Annotated in this window: 18 protein-coding genes; 8 read left to right on the top strand and 10 right to left on the bottom strand. The window is 55.4% G+C overall.

Annotated features, from left to right (window positions below; translation table 11 throughout):
- Nucleotides 1-222 precede the first annotated feature (222 nt).
- Together IQ273_RS10155 and IQ273_RS10150 are read right to left on the bottom strand one after the other, a co-directional pair.
- Nucleotides 223-669, bottom strand: coding sequence for a DUF2267 domain-containing protein (locus IQ273_RS10155; protein ID WP_194023052.1), 447 nt, complete (start codon nucleotides 667-669; stop codon nucleotides 223-225).
- A 207-nt stretch (nucleotides 670-876) separates the two neighbouring features.
- Nucleotides 877-1,671 (bottom strand): SDR family oxidoreductase, encoded by a 795-nt coding sequence (locus IQ273_RS10150; protein WP_194023051.1) that lies wholly within the window; start codon nucleotides 1,669-1,671, stop codon nucleotides 877-879.
- A gap of 262 nt (nucleotides 1,672-1,933) precedes the next feature.
- Between IQ273_RS10150 and IQ273_RS10145 the strand changes: the two genes are divergently transcribed.
- The gene (locus tag IQ273_RS10145; RefSeq protein ID WP_194023050.1) at nucleotides 1,934-2,593 is read left to right on the top strand and encodes an ABC transporter permease; all 660 of its coding nucleotides are present in this window, start codon (nucleotides 1,934-1,936) and stop codon (nucleotides 2,591-2,593) included.
- Nucleotides 2,594-2,969: 376 nt separating this feature from the next.
- Here IQ273_RS10145 and IQ273_RS10140 read toward each other — a convergent pair whose 3' ends face one another.
- From IQ273_RS10140 to IQ273_RS10120, 5 genes are all read right to left on the bottom strand, one after another.
- Nucleotides 2,970-3,239: a hypothetical protein gene (locus IQ273_RS10140; protein WP_194023049.1), complete on the bottom strand. Its 270-nt coding sequence runs from the start codon at nucleotides 3,237-3,239 to the stop codon at nucleotides 2,970-2,972.
- Entirely contained in the window at nucleotides 3,232-3,504 is a 273-nt protein-coding gene (locus IQ273_RS10135) for a hypothetical protein (protein ID WP_194023048.1), read from the bottom strand. Before IQ273_RS10135 ends, IQ273_RS10140 begins: the two co-directional genes overlap by 8 nt.
- A gap of 409 nt (nucleotides 3,505-3,913) precedes the next feature.
- The gene (locus IQ273_RS10130) at nucleotides 3,914-4,546 is read right to left on the bottom strand and encodes an ABC transporter permease (protein ID WP_194023047.1); all 633 of its coding nucleotides are present in this window, start codon (nucleotides 4,544-4,546) and stop codon (nucleotides 3,914-3,916) included.
- Nucleotides 4,543-5,508, bottom strand: a complete 966-nt coding sequence (locus tag IQ273_RS10125; RefSeq protein ID WP_194023046.1) for an ABC transporter ATP-binding protein — start codon at nucleotides 5,506-5,508, stop codon at nucleotides 4,543-4,545. The genes IQ273_RS10130 and IQ273_RS10125 overlap by 4 nt, the downstream gene beginning before the upstream one ends.
- 63 nt (nucleotides 5,509-5,571) lie before the next feature.
- Entirely contained in the window at nucleotides 5,572-6,480 is a 909-nt protein-coding gene (locus IQ273_RS10120) for a glycine betaine ABC transporter substrate-binding protein (protein WP_194023045.1), read from the bottom strand.
- Between the two features lie 285 nt (nucleotides 6,481-6,765).
- On the opposite strand from IQ273_RS10120, the gene IQ273_RS10115 reads away from it, so the two are divergent.
- The 3 genes from IQ273_RS10115 (at nucleotide 6,766) to IQ273_RS10105 (ending at nucleotide 11,057) form a co-directional block, all read left to right on the top strand.
- On the top strand, nucleotides 6,766-7,434 hold the full coding sequence (locus tag IQ273_RS10115) for an AIM24 family protein (protein ID WP_194023044.1): 669 nt from the start codon (nucleotides 6,766-6,768) through the stop codon (nucleotides 7,432-7,434).
- Nucleotides 7,435-7,502: 68 nt separating this feature from the next.
- Nucleotides 7,503-9,854, top strand: a complete 2,352-nt coding sequence (gene pcrA, locus IQ273_RS10110; RefSeq protein WP_194023043.1) for a DNA helicase PcrA — start codon at nucleotides 7,503-7,505, stop codon at nucleotides 9,852-9,854.
- 498 nt (nucleotides 9,855-10,352) lie between these two features.
- The gene (locus IQ273_RS10105) at nucleotides 10,353-11,057 is read left to right on the top strand and encodes a tetratricopeptide repeat protein (protein ID WP_194023042.1); all 705 of its coding nucleotides are present in this window, start codon (nucleotides 10,353-10,355) and stop codon (nucleotides 11,055-11,057) included.
- Here IQ273_RS10105 and IQ273_RS10100 read toward each other — a convergent pair.
- On the bottom strand, nucleotides 11,054-11,272 hold the full coding sequence (locus IQ273_RS10100) for a hypothetical protein (protein WP_194023041.1): 219 nt from the start codon (nucleotides 11,270-11,272) through the stop codon (nucleotides 11,054-11,056). The two genes, IQ273_RS10105 and IQ273_RS10100, sit on opposite strands and share 4 nt — an antisense overlap.
- Before the next feature lie 283 nt (nucleotides 11,273-11,555).
- On the opposite strand from IQ273_RS10100, the gene IQ273_RS10095 reads away from it, so the two are divergent.
- On the top strand, nucleotides 11,556-11,777 hold the full coding sequence (locus tag IQ273_RS10095) for a hypothetical protein (protein WP_194023040.1): 222 nt from the start codon (nucleotides 11,556-11,558) through the stop codon (nucleotides 11,775-11,777).
- 1,149 nt (nucleotides 11,778-12,926) lie between these two features.
- The gene (locus IQ273_RS10085) at nucleotides 12,927-13,349 is read left to right on the top strand and encodes an ester cyclase (RefSeq protein WP_194023039.1); all 423 of its coding nucleotides are present in this window, start codon (nucleotides 12,927-12,929) and stop codon (nucleotides 13,347-13,349) included.
- 243 nt (nucleotides 13,350-13,592) lie between these two features.
- On the opposite strand, the gene IQ273_RS10080 is transcribed toward IQ273_RS10085, so the two are convergent.
- On the bottom strand, nucleotides 13,593-14,168 hold the full coding sequence (locus tag IQ273_RS10080; protein WP_313898067.1) for a Uma2 family endonuclease: 576 nt from the start codon (nucleotides 14,166-14,168) through the stop codon (nucleotides 13,593-13,595).
- A gap of 84 nt (nucleotides 14,169-14,252) precedes the next feature.
- Nucleotides 14,253-14,549 carry a hypothetical protein gene (locus IQ273_RS10075; protein WP_194023038.1) on the bottom strand — a complete coding sequence of 99 codons (297 nt, stop codon included), beginning with the start codon at nucleotides 14,547-14,549 and terminating at the stop codon, nucleotides 14,253-14,255.
- A 196-nt stretch (nucleotides 14,550-14,745) separates the two neighbouring features.
- Here IQ273_RS10075 and trpS point away from each other — a divergent pair, with 196 nt between their 5' ends.
- Both trpS and IQ273_RS10065 read left to right on the top strand, forming a co-directional pair.
- A complete protein-coding gene (gene trpS / locus IQ273_RS10070) occupies nucleotides 14,746-15,756 on the top strand; it encodes a tryptophan--tRNA ligase (RefSeq protein ID WP_194023037.1) in 1,011 nt (336 codons plus the stop codon).
- Nucleotides 15,757-15,832: 76 nt separating this feature from the next.
- The gene (locus tag IQ273_RS10065) at nucleotides 15,833-16,756 is read left to right on the top strand and encodes a methylenetetrahydrofolate reductase (RefSeq protein WP_278000548.1); all 924 of its coding nucleotides are present in this window, start codon (nucleotides 15,833-15,835) and stop codon (nucleotides 16,754-16,756) included.
- Nucleotides 16,757-16,878 lie beyond the last annotated feature (122 nt).

The following is a 16,878-nucleotide window of genomic DNA, read 5'->3' as shown; positions in this document are numbered from 1 at the left end:
TTGGCTTTCTCTCTTCCAAAGGCGTTCCATAAACGACTCCGCTCAGCCAACATAGGGTCAGGGGTGGGGTGCTCACCCTGTCTAAACCGTTAAACTCTACCAGGTAGGAAAATAGCGATCGCATTCCATCAGATTCAGAAAGTATAAACAAAAGGGATTGCTTTATCGGAGCAATCCCTTCCGTTAAGTTAAGGGTCAGTATTGATAGCTATCCGAACGCAATCAGGCTTGCTCCCAAATTTGCCGAAGTTCACCGGGAAGAATAGTCGCAATTTCTTGGTTGCGTTCTGTCGGCAAAATCTCTTTGGTGGCCGAGAATACGGCTGCTGTGACTTCCTCGGGAGGAACCCCTTTTGGCAACGTACCTTCTTGCCGCAGGCGCATCATAAAGACTTGCGGCTTAATGTGCAGGTTTTGGGCTGGGCTGATGCGGCTAAAGAAAGCAACCATAACGTTTGTATCTTGCCAAAGATCGGTCACTTCTTGCTCAGATTCAGGCGCTCTTTCTTTGAGGTCTTGCTCAATCTGGTCGCTAGTTTTATTGAGCATCATATCCCGCAAGGTTCGGAATACGATATTCGTTGCCCGCTCAGCTTCATTGGCAGTTTTTAGGCTGCTTCGTTCTAATACCTTGTCAAGAAAAGATTGTTGTTGGATTTGTTCGGCCATAATCTCTCACTAAAATTTCAAAAACTTCCCATTGGCCCAATCTTGTGGAACCCAATGGATAAGACTTATATAAACGTTAAGGATTGCAAACAAATGTTCCATCGATCTTTTGACAGAGTTGTTGAAAATACGTCCAATCTCTGCACATAGCCAACTATTGAGAAGGCTTAAAAGGCGAAGATAAGGGGGATGCATCCCATAGGAATGTTACTGTTTGCTAGCGTCATTTCCCAACACCAGTTTCCAGAAGCTAGAAACCCCCTCTCGTGGTAGAAACCGAGGCAGCGCAGCAAGAATAGGATTAATCAGACTGCCAGGCACTACCATCGATTCTCGTTTATCAAATGCCTTTAGGGTATCTCGTACAACAGTCTCAACTGGCGTATCAACTTTTGCAGCCACATCAACCAAAAACGGTGGAAATCCTGCATCTTTGAAAAATTTGCTCCCAACCGGTCCTGGACAAACGGCTAGCACATGCACTCCATAGCTCTTATTCTCTGCCCACAACGCTTCGCTAAAGCTGAGAATAAAGGCTTTTGATGCCGCATAAATCGAGAAATAGGGCATAGCCTGAAACGCCGCCACCGAAGATAGATTGATTATCCCTCCAGTTCGTCGCTGCCGCATTCCAGGCAAAAAACGATGGCTCAGATCTACAGCCGTCGCGATGTTGAGCTGCACCATTTTTAGCTGAAGGTCGCGATCGCTTTCAGCAAAATCACCATAATCGCCGATGCCAACATTGTTCACCAATAAGTCAATCGCTCGTCCAAGCTGCTGCACCGTTTGAAAGAGCGTTTCTGTAGCGTATGTAACCGTCAAATCTTGGACAACAATATCTACTTGGATTTGATATTGATGACTGAGTGAATCGGCAAGGGCCTGTAACTTATCCTCGGAACGAGCAACTAGCACAAGATCAGTTCGACGGGCTGCTAGCTGTTGGGCAAATGCTGCACCAATGCCAGCAGAGGCTCCGGTAATCAAGGCTGTTGTCATGCCATCTCACAGATTCGCTTTACTAAAGCATGCTGAATTAAATTTACGGTTTCTGCATCATCCCAGAGAATGAATGATTGTGCCAGCCATCAAGGCAATCGTGATATGGTAGCCAGCTCAACTTGGAGGAAGGAGATCTGAGATTGCGAAGTGGCCTGAAATCTACCGACAGATTGCGTCAGCGAGGCGATAAATTAAAGATGGATGCGGTGGTTTCAATGCAGACTGCTGTAGATTGTATGCTTTTGCTAAACTTTCTCTCATGCTGCCAACTCTACAAAACGCCTATCAGTACGCGCTAGATAATAGCGATCGCCTCATCACCGCCCTGCAACAGCACCTGCTGCTGGTGGCAGTGCCCCTGGCGATTGGGCTGCTGGTGGGGCTGCCGCTGGGGCTGTGGAGTGCGCGATCGCGGGTCGTTTCTACCGTCATGCTCAACAGCTTTAATGCTTTGCGGGTGATACCCAGCCTGGCGGTGCTGTTTTTGGCGGTGCCGGTGCTGGGCCTGAGCTTTTCGTCGGCGGTGCTGGCCCTGACGCTGCTGGTGATGCCGCCGATCTTAATCAGCACTGACGTGGCGTTTCGCAATATCAGCCCCGCCATTCGCGAGGCGGCGACAGGCATGGGCATGCCCCCCGGCGACATTCTCAAAACCGTTGAAATTCCCCTGGCGCTGCCAGTAATCATTGCGGGCATCAAAACCGCTACGGTAGAGGTGATCGCCAGCGCTACCCTAGCCGCCTTCGTGGGCGCGGGCGGGCTGGGAGCCTTTATTGTGCTGGGCTTTGCCGCCTACGACCCGGCGATTTTGCTGGTGGGGGCGGTGCCCGTGGCGCTGCTGGCGCTGCTGGCGGAGTTGAGCTTGAGTGCGGTGCAGCGAGCCGCCCAGGCTCCAGGGGTGCGATCGGCGCAGGGTTAACTCGGCGTTAGGGCTTCAGTAGTCATAGGCAAGTTCTGCCCAGATGACGTTTTAGTCACACAATCAGGCATGCAGCGAATGCATAATAAGTCTAGCCCTCATACATATCAAGTCCGCTTGATCGACCTCACTATAAACCCAAAACAGACAAGGGTTCACAGCCTACAATTCTTAGGCTAATTGACCGGACTTGATATCAGTACTGGTAAAGTTTCTGCATAACGACCCTGTTGAGCGGCAACAAACATCACAAAAACGTAGTAAGAAAGCTCTGTTTGCCGCTCCAACAGGATTAAGCCTATTATGGTGTTGCACTGCTCTATGAGCTCTCAAAAGAAGTTTTCACTTACAAGAGCCATCTCTTGCCAACTAATTTTCAACCAAACCATCCAAAAATTACTTCACCCGAAGCGGTGCAAACAGCAGAAGCGGCGATTGGGGCAAATGCCGCTGTAACAAGACATACAGCTCCAGAAACAACAGCTACACCAGCAGTTTCACTCGCCCCTTTAGCAAAACCATCGACAAAGGCTTCTTCTGGAGAAGCATAAGCAGGGGCAGCAAAAGTTGTCAGAAAAATGCGTAAGACAAAAAAGACTGAAATTATACTTCTACGTAGATCCTTCGTTTTGTCTCCTTTATTCATCTACCCCCCGCAACGCACGAATACGCTTCTCTGATCTTTCTGGTTGAACAGATAACAAACGTTGCTCCTCCGGCTTGCCTGCTAAGTAGGCATGTGCGGCAACATTTTTGCAATCTTCGCTAGATCCCTCAAACTCGATCTCTTGACGATATGTATCCGTAATCACATCTCCATTGTGCTTTTCCGTAACGCGGCTCTGTTCGTTAATAATCTTGACTTTTCTGGTTTCTTCAAACTTCTTACCGTTCCTATTGAAGAGCCCCATTTTTTAATGTCCACAAATGATTAAATCATTTCTAACACCGCTTATTCCGTACCCCAATCAATCTTTGGGCAGATTCAACTTTGAGGATCTTATCCAATGTAGTGATTTGATGACATTACCTGATTTACAGCGGTTGCCGCTTGGATGAGGTAGGGGTGTGGGGGTGAAACCCCTACGCAGGGGGCCAGTGCCCTCTGTACCTCCGTGGCTTACTGGTGTGAAAACTGCTATAACTTCATCACGTCGCAGCTATCAATTCAAAACAGTTCAATCTTTATAAAACAATTAGAGGGACTATCCCTGCCTAGTATCTGAAGGCTAACAACTTAGTTATGCCGCCAGTTTTCGTATAGCTGCTCTTCCAGGGTGAATTATACGGATAGTGGCTTCGCAAGCCGTAACTGCTGTCTTATTCCTGCTTTAGTCGTCGCTGGGGTTGGGCGTAGTGTTCTAGGGCCAGCAGTAGACCATTGATTACAAAAGCTAGAACGGCTACCGCGATCGCGCCCGCCACAATCTTGTCATAGCGGTTGGTCTGAATGCCGTCGAACAGCAGCTTGCCCAGGCCGCCAGCGTTGAACTTAGCGCCAATGGTCGCGATCGCAATAGCAACAATCGCCGCAATTCTCACCCCGGCCAAAAATACCGGCAGCACCAGGGGCACCTGCACCCGCCACCACCGCTGGCTGATGCTCATACCCATGCCCCGCGCCGCCTCCAGTACGGCAGGGTTAATGCCTGCCAGGCCCACCGTCAGGTTGCGCACCAAAATGACTTGGGTGTAGAGCACCATCGCCACAATCACCGAGGTAGCGTTGAGGCCAAACAACGGCACCAAAAAAATAATTAGCGCCAGGCTAGGGATGGTGTAGAGCACTCCTAAACTGCCCAGTACGGGAACAGAGAGCCAGCGCAGCCGCGAGACCAGCAGCGCCAGGGGAACGGCCACGGCGATCGCAATCCCCAGCGAGATTCCCGTCATCCGCAGGTGTTGCAGCAGCAGGGTGAGCACTTCCCCGGGCTGGCTCAGCAGGTAGCTCATCGCCCGTTCCCCGCTACCGCCGACTCGCGAATGTGGTCGAGGGTGAGCAGGCCCACCGGGTTGCCTTCCTCAAGTACGGTAAGCGCCGGTGCCCCGGTCTTGAGAATCAGCGATAGCGCATCGCGCAGGCTGTCCAGGTGAGAGAGGGTAGGGTTGTGGCCGTTGCTGTAGTTGGGCGGCAGGGCCATCATCGCCGCACCGACCCGCAGCAGACCAAGCTGGCGCACCATGTCGTCAGCCCCCAGCAGGTTGTAGACGAACTCATCGGCGGGCTGGGTGAGCAGGTTAAAGGGGGTGTCAAACTGCACCACTTCGCCCAGGCGCATGACCAGAATGCGATCGGCCAGGCGCAGAGCCTCTTCCACATCGTGGGAGACGAACAGAATCGTTTTTTTGAGCTGGCCCTGGAGGCGCAAAATCTCGTCTTGTAGAGCGGTGCGGGTAATCGCATCAATTGCCCCAAACGGTTCATCCATCAGCATAATGCCGGGGTTGCCCGCCAGCGCCCGAGCGATGCCCACCCGCTGCTGCTGCCCACCGGAGAGCTGGGCGGGGTAGCGATCGCGAAATTCCCCCGGCGGCAGCTTTACCAGCTCCAGCAGCTCGTCGATGCGGGCCTGAATCTGGGGTTTGCCCCAGCCCAGCAGCTTGGGCACCACCGCCACGTTGTCGGCCACGGTCATGTGCGGAAACAGGCCAGACTGCTGAATCACGTAGCCAATCTGCTGCCGCAGCTTGGTGGCCTTGATCTTGCGAATGTTGACACCATCGAGAAAGATGTTGCCCCCAGTCGGCTCATAGAGGCGATTGACCATCTTCAGCAGCGTGGTTTTGCCGCAGCCTGACGGCCCCAAAATCACCACAATTTCCCCTGAGTTGACCTGGCAGGTGACCCGGTTGACCGCCGGACGCGCGCCCCCGGCAAACCGCAGCGAAACGTCGTCAAACTGAATGGTGCCCATGGGTAACTCTGGGGATTCCTTTAGATGGCTGGGGATCTACCGGGGATCGCTTAAATAAAGGGGCTACTCCGAAATTAGCCCCGCATCGACCAAAAATTCCTGAGCCACCTCTGCTGGTTCGCGCTGGTTGCCGCTCACCTCGTAGTTGAGCTGGCGCATCACCTCATCGCTGAGCAGGGGCGACACTTGGTTGAGGGCATCGGCAATGCCGGGGTTAGCCTCTAGCGCCGCCTGACTCACAATCGGGGCCACCTGGTAGGGCGGAAACAGCGCCTCGTCATCTTCGAGCAGTACCAGGTTAAAGGCGCTGATTTCACCATCCGTACCAAAGGCGACCGCCACATCGGCTTCGCCATCAACCAGGCCCCTGTAGCGCAAGCCTGCATCGACGGGCTTGTAGCTGCCCAGTGTGAAGTCTCCGTAGGCCTCTTGCAGCCCCGGCAAACCGTCTTCACGCACCTCAAACTCGGGTGGGCCGATCAGCGTCAGGTCGCTGGCCTGGGCGGCAAAGTCAGAAATGGTGCGAATGTCCAGCTCTGCGGCCCGCTCTTCGGTCATCGCCAGCGCCTGGGTGTTGTTCATGGGTGAGGGGTCGAGCCACACCAGGTTAAATTGCTCCTGGTAGGATTGCTTCACGGTGTCGAAAACGGCCTGCTGGTCACTGCTCACGGGCTGCTTGAGCACCGTCAGCAGCGCCGTACCGGTGTACTCGGGGTAGAGGTCAATTTCGCCGCTCTCGATCGCCGCCTGAGCCACCGGAGTACCGCCCAGGTTGAGCTTGCGCTCAACGGTAAAGCCGTTTTCTTCGAGCACTAGGGCGTACATCTCGCCGATAATTAGCTGCTCGGTAAAATCTTTAGAGCCAACGCTAACCACGTCATCGCCGCCGCCGCCGCCGCCACAGGCTGCGGCCACCAGCGCCGTCGCTACCCCCAGGCACGCCTGGTTAAACCACCGTCGAGACAACTTCATAGGGTTAAAAAGACTGACATTGAGCAAAATTCTCAGCCACCAGGCTGTTCCCCTGAGAATATCACAGGATTTTTGGCCACGGGTTTTCCTCAAGACAGGTTTTCGACGGGTGAGGGGGCTAGGCTGCCGCTAAAGCCTCTGAGGATGCGGTGCTCTGAGGATGCGGTGATAGATGGCTTATTTTTAGCTTTGCCTTGATCTATCAGCGTTGACTACTGCTGTAGGGGATAGCGGGGACGGGCGGCGATCGCAGCGTTATGATTGGGCCAGCGCTATGAAAACCCTATGGCTGACTTCAAGATTATTGAGCAGGAAGGATCGCGGTTGGTCAAAGTCGCTTTGAACAACGAGACCGTGCGCACCGAATCGGGAGCCCTTCACTACATGCGCGGCCCCATTGATATGAAGACTCAAACCCCGTCAGCGGGCGGCTTTTTGAAGTCTCTGGCGACGGGCGAGAATATTTTTCGCCCCACCTACACCGGCACGGGAGAGCTTTATTTAGAACCATCGCTCTCGGGGTATCACATCTTAGAATTGGCGGGCGAAGAGTGGATTTTAGATCGATGGGCCTACTGGGCCAGCGATGGCAGTATTGAGGTTTCGATCGAGCGCAACAAGCTTTTGACGGGGTTAACGGGTGGTGAGGGCCTGTTTCAAACCAAGGTTAAGGGCCGAGGCCAGGTGGTGATAGTGGCCCAGGGTCCGGTCGAGGCGGTAGAACTGCGCGGCGAGCGACTGGTGGTGGACGGCAACTTTGCGATCGCCCGTACCGGAGCCCTCAACTACAAAGTCGAGAAAGCGACAAAATCAGTGGTTGGCTCCATGACCTCCGGCGAGTTTTTGGTCAACGTCTTTGAGGGCAGTGGCACCGTGCTGATCGCCCCAGTTCCCTACTGGCAGGTGCTGCTGCTGCGTCAGGTAGCAACCTCTGCGGCAAGAACCTCCAGCTAAGACAGGTACAGCATCGTTTCCTCGCGGCCAGTGTCATACTAGATAGGCAAAAACCGCACCCGGCTGTAATGACTGACTTTCTCGCCCCTCTCAACCCCGCCCAACGTCAGGCCGTCGAGCACTACTGTGGCCCGCTGCTGGTGGTGGCCGGGGCGGGGTCAGGCAAAACGCGCGCCCTCACCTACCGCATTGCCAACCTGGTCCTCACCCACAAGACCGACCCCGACAACATTTTGGCGGTCACCTTCACCAACAAAGCCGCCAAGGAGATGAAGGAGCGCATTGAGGTGCTGTTTGCCGAGCAGGATGCCCAGGCCCGCCACGGCAAATCGCTCTCGTCTCTGCCCCAGTACGAGCAGACCAAGCTTAGATCCCAGGTTTACAAGACCATCACCAAGAACCTGTGGATTGGCACCTTCCACGCCCTCTGCGCCCGCATTCTGCGGTTTGACATTGAGAAGTACCAGCACCCGGCGGGCTATCAGTGGACGAAGAGTTTTTCAATTTTTGACGAGTCTGACGCCCAGAGCGTGGTCAAAACCATCGTCACCCAAACCCTGAATCTGGACGATAAGAAGTTCAATCCGCGATCGGTGCGCTTTGCAATTAGCAACGCCAAAAACCAAAAGCTCACCCCCGACGAGCTAGAAAAAGAGCAGCCCAACTACCGAGGTCGGGTAATTGCCGATGTCTACCGCCACTACCAAAAGGCCCTGGCGGAAAACAACGCCCTCGACTTTGACGATCTGATTTTGATGCCGGTGTTTCTGTTTCAGCAGAATGAGCAGGTGCTGGCCTACTGGCACAAGCGCTTTCGCCACATTTTGGTGGATGAATACCAGGACACCAACCGCACCCAGTACGAGCTGATTCGCCTGCTGGCCACCAACGGCGAGGCGATCGCCACCTACAAAGACTGGAACCACCGCTCGGTATTCGTAGTGGGCGATGCCGACCAGAGCATCTACTCCTTCCGCGCCGCCGACTTTACCATTCTGATGAACTTTCAGGATGACTTTGGCGACGGGCTGCCCGACGACGACACCCGCAGCATGGTCAAGCTGGAGGAGAACTACCGCTCGACCTCAAACATTCTCGAAGTCGCCAACCACCTAATCGAAAACAACACCGAGCGCATCGACAAGGTGCTGAGGGCCACCCGAGGCGAGGGCGAGAGCATCTACTGCTACCGGGCCGATGACGAAACCGCCGAGGCCGACTTTGTGGTCAGCCAGATTCGCAACCTGGAGACTCAGCACCCGGAGTTGCACTGGGGCCACTTCGCCATTCTCTACCGCACCAACGCCCAATCTCGCGCCTTTGAGGACGTGCTGACCCGCTACGGCATTCCCTACCAGGTGGTGGGGGGCCTGCGCTTCTACGATCGCCGCGAAATTAAAGATGTGCTGGCGTATTTAAGAGCGATCGCAAACCCCTTTGATACCGTCAGCCTGAAGCGAATTATCAATGTGCCCCGGCGCGGCGTGGGTAAGGGCACCCTCGACAAGCTGGAGCAGGCCACCCAAACCCTGGGCGGCATTCCGCTGTGGGAAATTTTGGCCGATGAGACCTCGGTGAAAACGCTGGCGGGGCGATCGGCTAAGGGCGTGCTGGAATTTGCCGACATTATCAAGAAATACCGCCAGAATATCGACGAGCAAAAAGGCTCGGAAATTATCCAGGGCGTGCTGGAAGACAGCGGTTACCTGGCCGCCCTGAAGGCTGAAGGCACCGACGAGGCCGACGATCGCTTTGGCAACGTGCAAGAGCTTTACAACGCCGTTCTCCAGTTTGAAGAAGAAAACGAAGACCCTTCTCTGCTGGCCTTTCTAGCCAATGCCTCCCTCGCTTCCGATCTAGACGACACCAAGGAAGGCAACAAGGCCGTATCGCTGATGACCCTGCACTCCTCCAAGGGGCTAGAGTTTCCCGTAGTGTTTCTGGTTGGCCTAGAGCAGGGTCTCTTCCCCAACCACCGATCGCTGGAAGACCCCGCCGCCACCGAAGAAGAGCGTCGCCTCTGCTACGTAGGCATCACCCGCGCCAAAGAGCGCCTGTTCATCTCCCATGCCCGCGCCCGTCGCCTCTACGGCAGCCGCGAACCCGCTAGCCCCTCCCTGTTTTTGGCCGAACTGCCCCTTGACCTCATTACCGGTAACAGCAGCACGGGTCTACCCCAGAAGTGGAGCACCCCCCTGCGCGAGGCCCGCAACAAGAGCGAGGCCGCCGCTAAACCCGGCAGCGGTGCCCACGAGTCAGACTGGAGCGTGGGCGATGTGGTAGTGCACAAGGCCTATGGCGCTGGTGAGGTGACCCACATTTTTGGCGCGGGCAACAAGATCTGTCTGGCCATTTATTTCCAAGGCCAGGGTCGCAAGATTATTGACCCCAAGATTTCAGCCTTACAGCGAGCAGAGTAGGCCATTCACAAGCCGCTGCTGCACGATAGCTGTGGCCAGAATGGGTAGCCCATTCTTCAAACTGTCCTCGGGTAATGGCTGTACGCAGCGCACAAATACTCTGGTGGTTACGAAACTCTCACCTAAGGACAAGAAACTATATGGAGATCCTCCGTATATTTCCTTAGGTAACGGTGCTTAACTCCGATTAGCCCATGAAAAGGTGGTTTAACCTCCGTTATTTTGCGGTTTAGCCTCCTGAAGGTAGATGCGACTATAGCGACATCAGTCAAAATGAATGGTTTAACTACCAAGCCATGGTCAGAGTTTGAACGTTGAGCTCAATACTTTTGATTTAGCCAACCCGATAACTGCCACAGGCAGGATAAGGTCGCACCAATCGAGATGAGACTCTACAGGTAGGTTCCTGCTTAGACGGTGAGGGCTCAGGGGTTATTTAACGCCTCTACCTCACTGGATTAGTTTCACGGTTTATGAGCACACTACAGAGATACAGTCATGCACATCTACCGATCACAGCAGCCCCTGGTTTGCACGCTTTCGCGGGGGGCACAGGCGACCGACTTGGTCGACCTGACAACAGCTTCTGATTCGCCCTCGACGTACGCTACCGCCGACGATACGCTGAGCCGGTTGGCAGCGGCAGCAGTCAAGCGACAGCAGTACTCCCAGGCGCTACAGCTGCTAAATCAGCTAATTGAGCGCCATCCTGACCGGGCTATGTACTATAGCAATCGCGGCCTGGTATATCTGTGGATGGAGCGGCCCCATGCAGCTCTAGTCGACTGCGATCGCGCCGTTGCCCTTGGCCCAGATCTCGACCAAGCTTACAACAATCGGGCTATGTGCCACTCTGCCCTGGGCGATATGGCGGCCGCTCTAGACGACTATGAGCAGGCCGTTGACCTCAACCCCTTCAACAGCCGCGCCCGGATTAATCTGGGTGCCACTCTGCGCCAAATGGGTGCCCTAGACCTGGCCCTAGACTGCTTTGACGAAGCGCTGATGTTTCACCAGCTGCCCGAGTTTATCTACGCCGAGCGCGGTCGCACCTATCACCTGCGCGGTGACTGGAACTGCGCGATCGCTGACTATCGACGCGCCCTAGCCGCTGCCCAAACCTCAAGCACCTCTTTGCAGACGCTGGTAGATCGGGTCAAGCGCTGGGCCACCGAACTGCTGCCTCAGCAAAGCTGGGCCTAGTCAATTGAAATGCTCTGGGGGCCACCGTTACGGGAGTTGGCACGGGTTGCGGCACTGTCGGTAGCGGCTGGGGTAGCACCCTGGTTTTGCAGCCAGCTTTTGACAGGGTCATCAGATAAACTGAGCCGCAGCAGTCCCGAGGCCAGTCCACCCAAAAACGCTGCCGGGTGGGCGGTCAGTTCTTGTACAAATGGGGTTAACTCGTCTAAAAACATAGGGTTAGTCAGGCGATAGCGACGGCTTGATCCTAACCTGAAAGCTTTGTAAAAAGGAATCTACCTTCAGCCGTGGGAGCAAATCTGTTCCTCCTGGCTGGTTGGATGGTGGACGGGTCATACCGCTGTGAGCGCTGACCTAGGGCAGCTAGCTTAAGGGTATAGAAGGCTAAATAATCGTATCAGCGGTGCTGCTGCGCTAGTGACGTTTTAGATAATAGATATAGAGCGATCGCTACTCTCAACCCGCTTGTAAAAACCTCACCAGCAGGTAATCGTTACCATGACTAATCAAGACGAACAGTCGCGCCAGCGCCTCACCCAGCAGCGCCAACAGGCCGAGCACAGCCAGAACAATCGGCTCGAACGCAGCGAGGAAGAACTGCACCAGCCGTCGGCCCAGTCGGTGGAAGAAAAGGCCCGTCAGGCGATGGCCAATCAGATGCATCAGGCCGAACACACCCGAAACAACCTGCTTGAACGCAGCGAGGAAGACTTGCACTAGCGGTTTTTTAGCTAGGAGGTCGAGAGATGTCCAGCCAGACTCTAGGTCGGCCATCGACGGCTGACCAACTCATAGCCCTATGGACAGTGTTTTTATCAGTACTCTGCGGCGCAAGTTTAGATACTATTCTCCGGGGGCTAGGGAGCCAAGCAATTCGGAATGGTAGGCATATTTCAGCCGTCGAGTACTAGAGACGCTTTGACCAACTTCAAGAACTCTCTCGACAATCCCAGAGACTCTTCCGACAGTCTCCAGAGAGTATTGGAGCAATCGCAGAGCGTGTTTGAGCAGCCTTAGAGAGTCTTTGGCTAACCCAGTGGAACCCAACAGCAGTGAGCTTGCTGGGTTCCACTGGATGCTGTCTAACCTACAGCGCCAGCACTTAGGGCCTTGTGACCCCTCGCCTGCGGGTCATGACGCTGATATATTCGCCGCCGCGCCCGGTGGGGATGGGTTCTGACCAGGCGATGCGATTGCCCATGGGCAGGCTGCGCCAACGCAGTAGCCCAGCGAAACCAAATGGCTAATGCCATCAATTAGCGCACCGTAGTCGCCCAGCAAAATATGGCGCAGTCTCTTGCCGATAGGTCGGCAAAACAAAGCTGTCGGGGCCGGTGCCCTCGGGGGTGTTGTCTAAAAACATTCGGGTTGTCTCCGTTTTCGATAAGGAAAACGGGGAACTATCCAGATCCCTCGTTTCGGCAAAGCGAGAGACCGGATCTAGAATGAACCCAGTCGTCGCAGCTTACCTGGTTAAGGTGGGACGATTAGGGGACTTGGGGAGTAGCACCTCCTCAAGCCCCCGACTGAAATCATTCCCCGCAAAAACAACGTACTTCAAGTACGCCATAAGTTCAACCGTATTGGCTGACCGATATATCAAGGTCTTGTGACGGCTGGTGTATGGGTCGTCGCTGGGATTCGTTGGCCGAGCTGCAACTGGCCCAGCTTTGTTGAGATATGCGGAAGGTTTCTTGCGATCGCCCTAAAGCGGACTAATATGCGGAAAGTTTCTTGCGATCTGCCCAATTCAGGTTGATATACAGAAAGTTTCGGCATATCTACCCTTACAGGTATGATATGCCGAAACTTTCTCTCTAATAAGATTGTTATGTTGCACCATCAACCTTCCTCTCATTCGGAGACGCTGTGATCGAACAAAACAAGACCCGCATCAGAGAGTTTCTCGATCGCGTTCTTTCATCCGGAGACATAGCTGCGACAGGCGACTACTTTCATACTGACATGGTCGAGGAGGTTCCATTTCCAGGTCAGGGGCCCGGGCTCGCCGGCCTGAAGGAAACCATCAAGGCTCTGCGAGTCGCGTTTCCGGACATGCATTGGCGAGTCGAGGAGCAGATTGCAGAAGGCACTCGTGTTCTGACGCGATTCACTTGGGAGGGGACGCATCGTGGCGACTTCTTGGGAATACCACCGACCCATCATTCTGTCAGTGTGTGGGGCATGGTTATTGATCAGTTTGAGGGGTCGAAGGTGAGTTCGACCCGAATCCTCATGGACACCATGGGCCTTATGCAGCAATTGGGCGCATTGCCCAGCGGCCCGGACTGAGTCTTCTGGGTCAACCGCAAATAGGCTTGGGCGAGCGAGTTTCCAAGGTTACGGTGGCAAGTACAGGGGTAGGGTGCATTCGCGGCCCAAACACCACTGGCAAATGTGCAATCCACATCGCATTGCCGCAATGCACCGCTCACTCATGCGAGTTTCCCGATTCATCAATTTGGTGCATTGCTTCGCGCTGGCGAAGCCTCGCCCTAGCGTTATGCACCTACAGGAAGCATTCTCTACGCTGACTTACCAAAACCCATCTAGGCTGAGGATAAAACCGGGCAAGACAGGGCTGCCCAAGAGCTGACTCGGCTGCTGCAAAACTTCCGTCGGCTGGGCAGGGCGATAGACCTCAACCTGCTTAGCAACCCGGTTAAACAACCATCCGAGCCGCACGCCATTCTCCACATATTCCTGCATTTTGGCCTGAGCTTCGGCCAAGTTATCGCTGGGCGAAATCAGCTCCATCACAAAGTCTGGCGCTAAGGGAGGAAACTTCTCTCGCTGTTGAGGCGTTAGAGCCTGCCACCGCTCTCGTCTCACCCAGGCCACATCTGGCGAGCGATCGGCCCCATTGGGCAAGTGAAACCCCGTGGATGAATCAAACACAATGCCTAGCTGAGAATGCTCATTCCAAACCCCGAGGCGAATGAGTAGATTGGCGTTGCGTGCCCCGGTCTCACCACCCGTTGGGGCCATTACTACCAAATCTCCGTAGGCCGTTCGCTCAAGCTTCCACTCTGGATTTGCCCGGCACAGATCGTAGAACTGGTCAGCCGTAAACCCTGCCGTCGCAGGCATTTTAAGAATAGATTGAGCCACAGCGATCGCCAATTTCAACTAGCCTCATCTTAGCGCTAGGCCCTACGGCTAAAGCGCTCAGCAAACAAGCTAATGCCGGTGGGTCTACTGCTCCTGCATTAGCCGCAGATAGTTTTGCTTGAGCTGCATGTGGCTCTCGCTGAGGCGATCGGACAAATTCTTTTCGACTTCAGACAGCTGCTCCCAAAACAGCGACGAGCGCTTCGAGCTGACGTACTCCTGCCAGAGCTGCGCCAGCAAATCGGCGGCTTCGGGGCTTTGGGTTTTGAGATCTGCCAGCATATCCTGAAACGCCTGGTGGGCTTCGGGGTGCTGCTGAACGTGCTGAGCTAGGTCAATGGCGGTTTGCAAACGGCTCGACAGGTCGGTAGAAGGGTTCATAGGGGTTAGTGAATACTGACGATTGTTATTTACAAAGCTAAACAATGAAACTCATCTCGGCAAGCAAAGTCTGGCCGTTGGCCTATTTCTGGCTACTGCGGCGGGCAGAGATTAGGGTAGATTCGTAAGGGGCTGTGCCATCTGCTGGCGCTGCGCCAACCCCCATCATTCCCCTAGCCGCACCTTTTCTTGACCTATGGCCAAACAGCGCATTCTTTCAGGCATTCAGCCAACCGGCAACCTGCACCTGGGCAACTACCTGGGGGCGATTCGCAACTGGGTTGACCTGCAAGAAGAGTACGACGCCTTTCTGTTTATGGCCGACCTGCACGCCATCACCGTGCCCCACGACCCGGCCCGGCTGGCCGAAGACACCTATAAGGTGGCGGCCACCTACATCGCCTGCGGCATTGACCCCGAGAAGGCCACCATTTTTGTGCAGTCGCACCTGTCGGCCCACTCGGAGCTGGCCTGGTTATTTAACTGCATCACGCCGCTCAACTGGCTGGAGCGAATGATTCAGTTCAAAGAGAAAGCCGTTAAGCAGGGCGAAAACGTCAGCATTGGCCTGCTCGACTACCCGGTGCTACAGGCCGCCGATATTTTGCTCTACGAGCCTGACCTGGTGCCCGTGGGCGAAGACCAAAAGCAGCATTTAGAGCTGACCCGCGACATTGCTGCCCGGCTCAATTTTCAGTTTGGCAGCGAGGAAAACCCGGTGCTCAAGGTGCCCGAGCCGATGATTCGCAAAGAGGGAGCCAGGGTGATGAGCCTGACCGACGGCAGCAAAAAAATGTCGAAGTCAGACCCCTCTGACCAAAGCCGCATTGACCTCACCGACCCGCCGGAGGTGATGGTCAAAAAGTTTAAGCGGGCCAAGACCGACCCCGAGCGAGGGCTGTGGTTCGATGACCCGGCTCGGCCTGAGTGCCACAACCTGCTCACCCTCTACATGCTGCTGTCGGGGCAAACCAAGGAGGCGGTAGCGGCAGAATGCCGCGAGATGGGCTGGGGCCAGTTTAAGCCCCTGCTGGCGGAAACGGCGGTGGAAGCCCTGGCCCCGATTCAGACGCGATTTAACGAGCTGATGGGCGATCGCGCCTATCTAGAGAGCATTCTCAAAGCTGGCGACGAAAAGGCCCGAGCGCTGGCTAATCAGACTCTGGACCGGGTAAAAACAGCCCTGGGCTACTCTAAGCCGCTGTAGCCATCAAGATATACTGATCAACTACCCCTGATCAAATTACACAGATTCCGATGCGCGGATTTCTGAGGAGGACTGTTTGACTTCTGCACCGTTGGGTTATCGGCTGCGTACGGCGGCCCAGGCTGGCCAGTTTTTGGTGACAGCGGAGGTCATGCCGCCCAAGGGAGGCAACCCCGAGCACATGCTGGCGATGGGGCAGTTGCTCAAGGGCCGGGTGCACGCCGTCAACATTACCGACGGCAGCCGGGCGGTGATGCGGATGTCGTCGTGGGCGGCGGCGCTGCTGCTGCAACAGCAGGGGGTGGAGGCGGTGTGCCAGGTGGCCTGCCGCGATCGCAACCGCATTGCCCTGCAGGCCGATCTGATGGGGGCCTACGCCCTGGGGGTGCGCAACATTTTGGCCCTCACGGGCGACCCGGTAAAAGCGGGCGACCACCCTGAGGCGCGGGGGGTGTTTGATCTAGAGTCGGTGCGGCTGTTGAAGCTGCTCGACAAGCTCAACTGCGGCGTAGACAGCAACGACAAGCCCCTCACCGATGGAGCGCTCGATCTGTTTGCTGGGGCCGCGATCGACCCCCAATCAACCAGCTGGTCGGGCCTCCAGCGCCGGTTTGAGACCAAGGTGAAGTCGGGGGCACAGTTCTTTCAAAGCCAGATGATTACCGATTTTGATCGCTTGGCCAAGTTTATGGATCAGGTGGCCTCGGGCTACAACCGACCGGTACTGGCAGGCATTTTCCTGCTCAAGTCGGCCAAAAATGCCAACTTTATCAACCGCCACGTGCCCGGTGCCCACATTCCCCAGGCCACTATTGATCGCCTGGCTGCGGCCTCAGACCCGTTGCAGGAGGGGGTGCAAATTGCCGCCGAGCAGGTGCAGGCGGCCCGGCAGGTGTGCCAGGGTGTACACCTGATGGCGGTACGCCGCGAAGATTTAATTCCCCAAATTTTAGGGCAGGGGGGCGTTGCTCCGGTGGATGCGGCTCTAGCTCAGGGGTAGGGGCTGAGCCTGGGGCACCCGCTGGCCGACCGGCACTAGCCGTAAGTTGCTCGGTGGGGCCAGGGTGAGTCCGCGTCGCACCGGGCGTAACGGGCGGCGGTCTTTTGGAGCCAGTTCCATAT

Origin of the sequence: Nodosilinea sp. LEGE 07298 (assembly GCF_015207265.1) — a bacterium.
Lineage (GTDB): Bacteria > Cyanobacteriota > Cyanobacteriia > Phormidesmidales > Phormidesmidaceae > Nodosilinea.
This window is presented reverse-complemented; position numbering and strand designations above follow the sequence as displayed.

Excerpts from the sequence above, each read along its gene's own strand:
- IQ273_RS10100 (WP_194023041.1), bottom strand. The coding sequence starts at position 11,272 with ATGTTTTTAGACGAGTTAACCCCATTTGTACAAGAACTGACCGCCCAC.
- IQ273_RS10135 (WP_194023048.1), bottom strand. The coding sequence starts at position 3,504 with ATGGGGCTCTTCAATAGGAACGGTAAGAAGTTTGAAGAAACCAGAAAA.
- IQ273_RS10075 (WP_194023038.1), bottom strand. The coding sequence starts at position 14,549 with ATGAACCCTTCTACCGACCTGTCGAGCCGTTTGCAAACCGCCATTGAC.
- trpS (WP_194023037.1), top strand. The coding sequence starts at position 14,746 with ATGGCCAAACAGCGCATTCTTTCAGGCATTCAGCCAACCGGCAACCTG.
- IQ273_RS10150 (WP_194023051.1), bottom strand. The coding sequence starts at position 1,671 with ATGACAACAGCCTTGATTACCGGAGCCTCTGCTGGCATTGGTGCAGCA.
- IQ273_RS10095 (WP_194023040.1), top strand. The coding sequence starts at position 11,556 with ATGACTAATCAAGACGAACAGTCGCGCCAGCGCCTCACCCAGCAGCGC.
- IQ273_RS10145 (WP_194023050.1), top strand. The coding sequence starts at position 1,934 with ATGCTGCCAACTCTACAAAACGCCTATCAGTACGCGCTAGATAATAGC.
- IQ273_RS10155 (WP_194023052.1), bottom strand. The coding sequence starts at position 669 with ATGGCCGAACAAATCCAACAACAATCTTTTCTTGACAAGGTATTAGAA.
- IQ273_RS10125 (WP_194023046.1), bottom strand. The coding sequence starts at position 5,508 with ATGGGCACCATTCAGTTTGACGACGTTTCGCTGCGGTTTGCCGGGGGC.
- pcrA (WP_194023043.1), top strand. The coding sequence starts at position 7,503 with ATGACTGACTTTCTCGCCCCTCTCAACCCCGCCCAACGTCAGGCCGTC.
- IQ273_RS10115 (WP_194023044.1), top strand. The coding sequence starts at position 6,766 with ATGGCTGACTTCAAGATTATTGAGCAGGAAGGATCGCGGTTGGTCAAA.
- IQ273_RS10105 (WP_194023042.1), top strand. The coding sequence starts at position 10,353 with ATGCACATCTACCGATCACAGCAGCCCCTGGTTTGCACGCTTTCGCGG.
- IQ273_RS10120 (WP_194023045.1), bottom strand. The coding sequence starts at position 6,480 with ATGAAGTTGTCTCGACGGTGGTTTAACCAGGCGTGCCTGGGGGTAGCG.
- IQ273_RS10140 (WP_194023049.1), bottom strand. The coding sequence starts at position 3,239 with ATGAATAAAGGAGACAAAACGAAGGATCTACGTAGAAGTATAATTTCA.
- IQ273_RS10130 (WP_194023047.1), bottom strand. The coding sequence starts at position 4,546 with ATGAGCTACCTGCTGAGCCAGCCCGGGGAAGTGCTCACCCTGCTGCTG.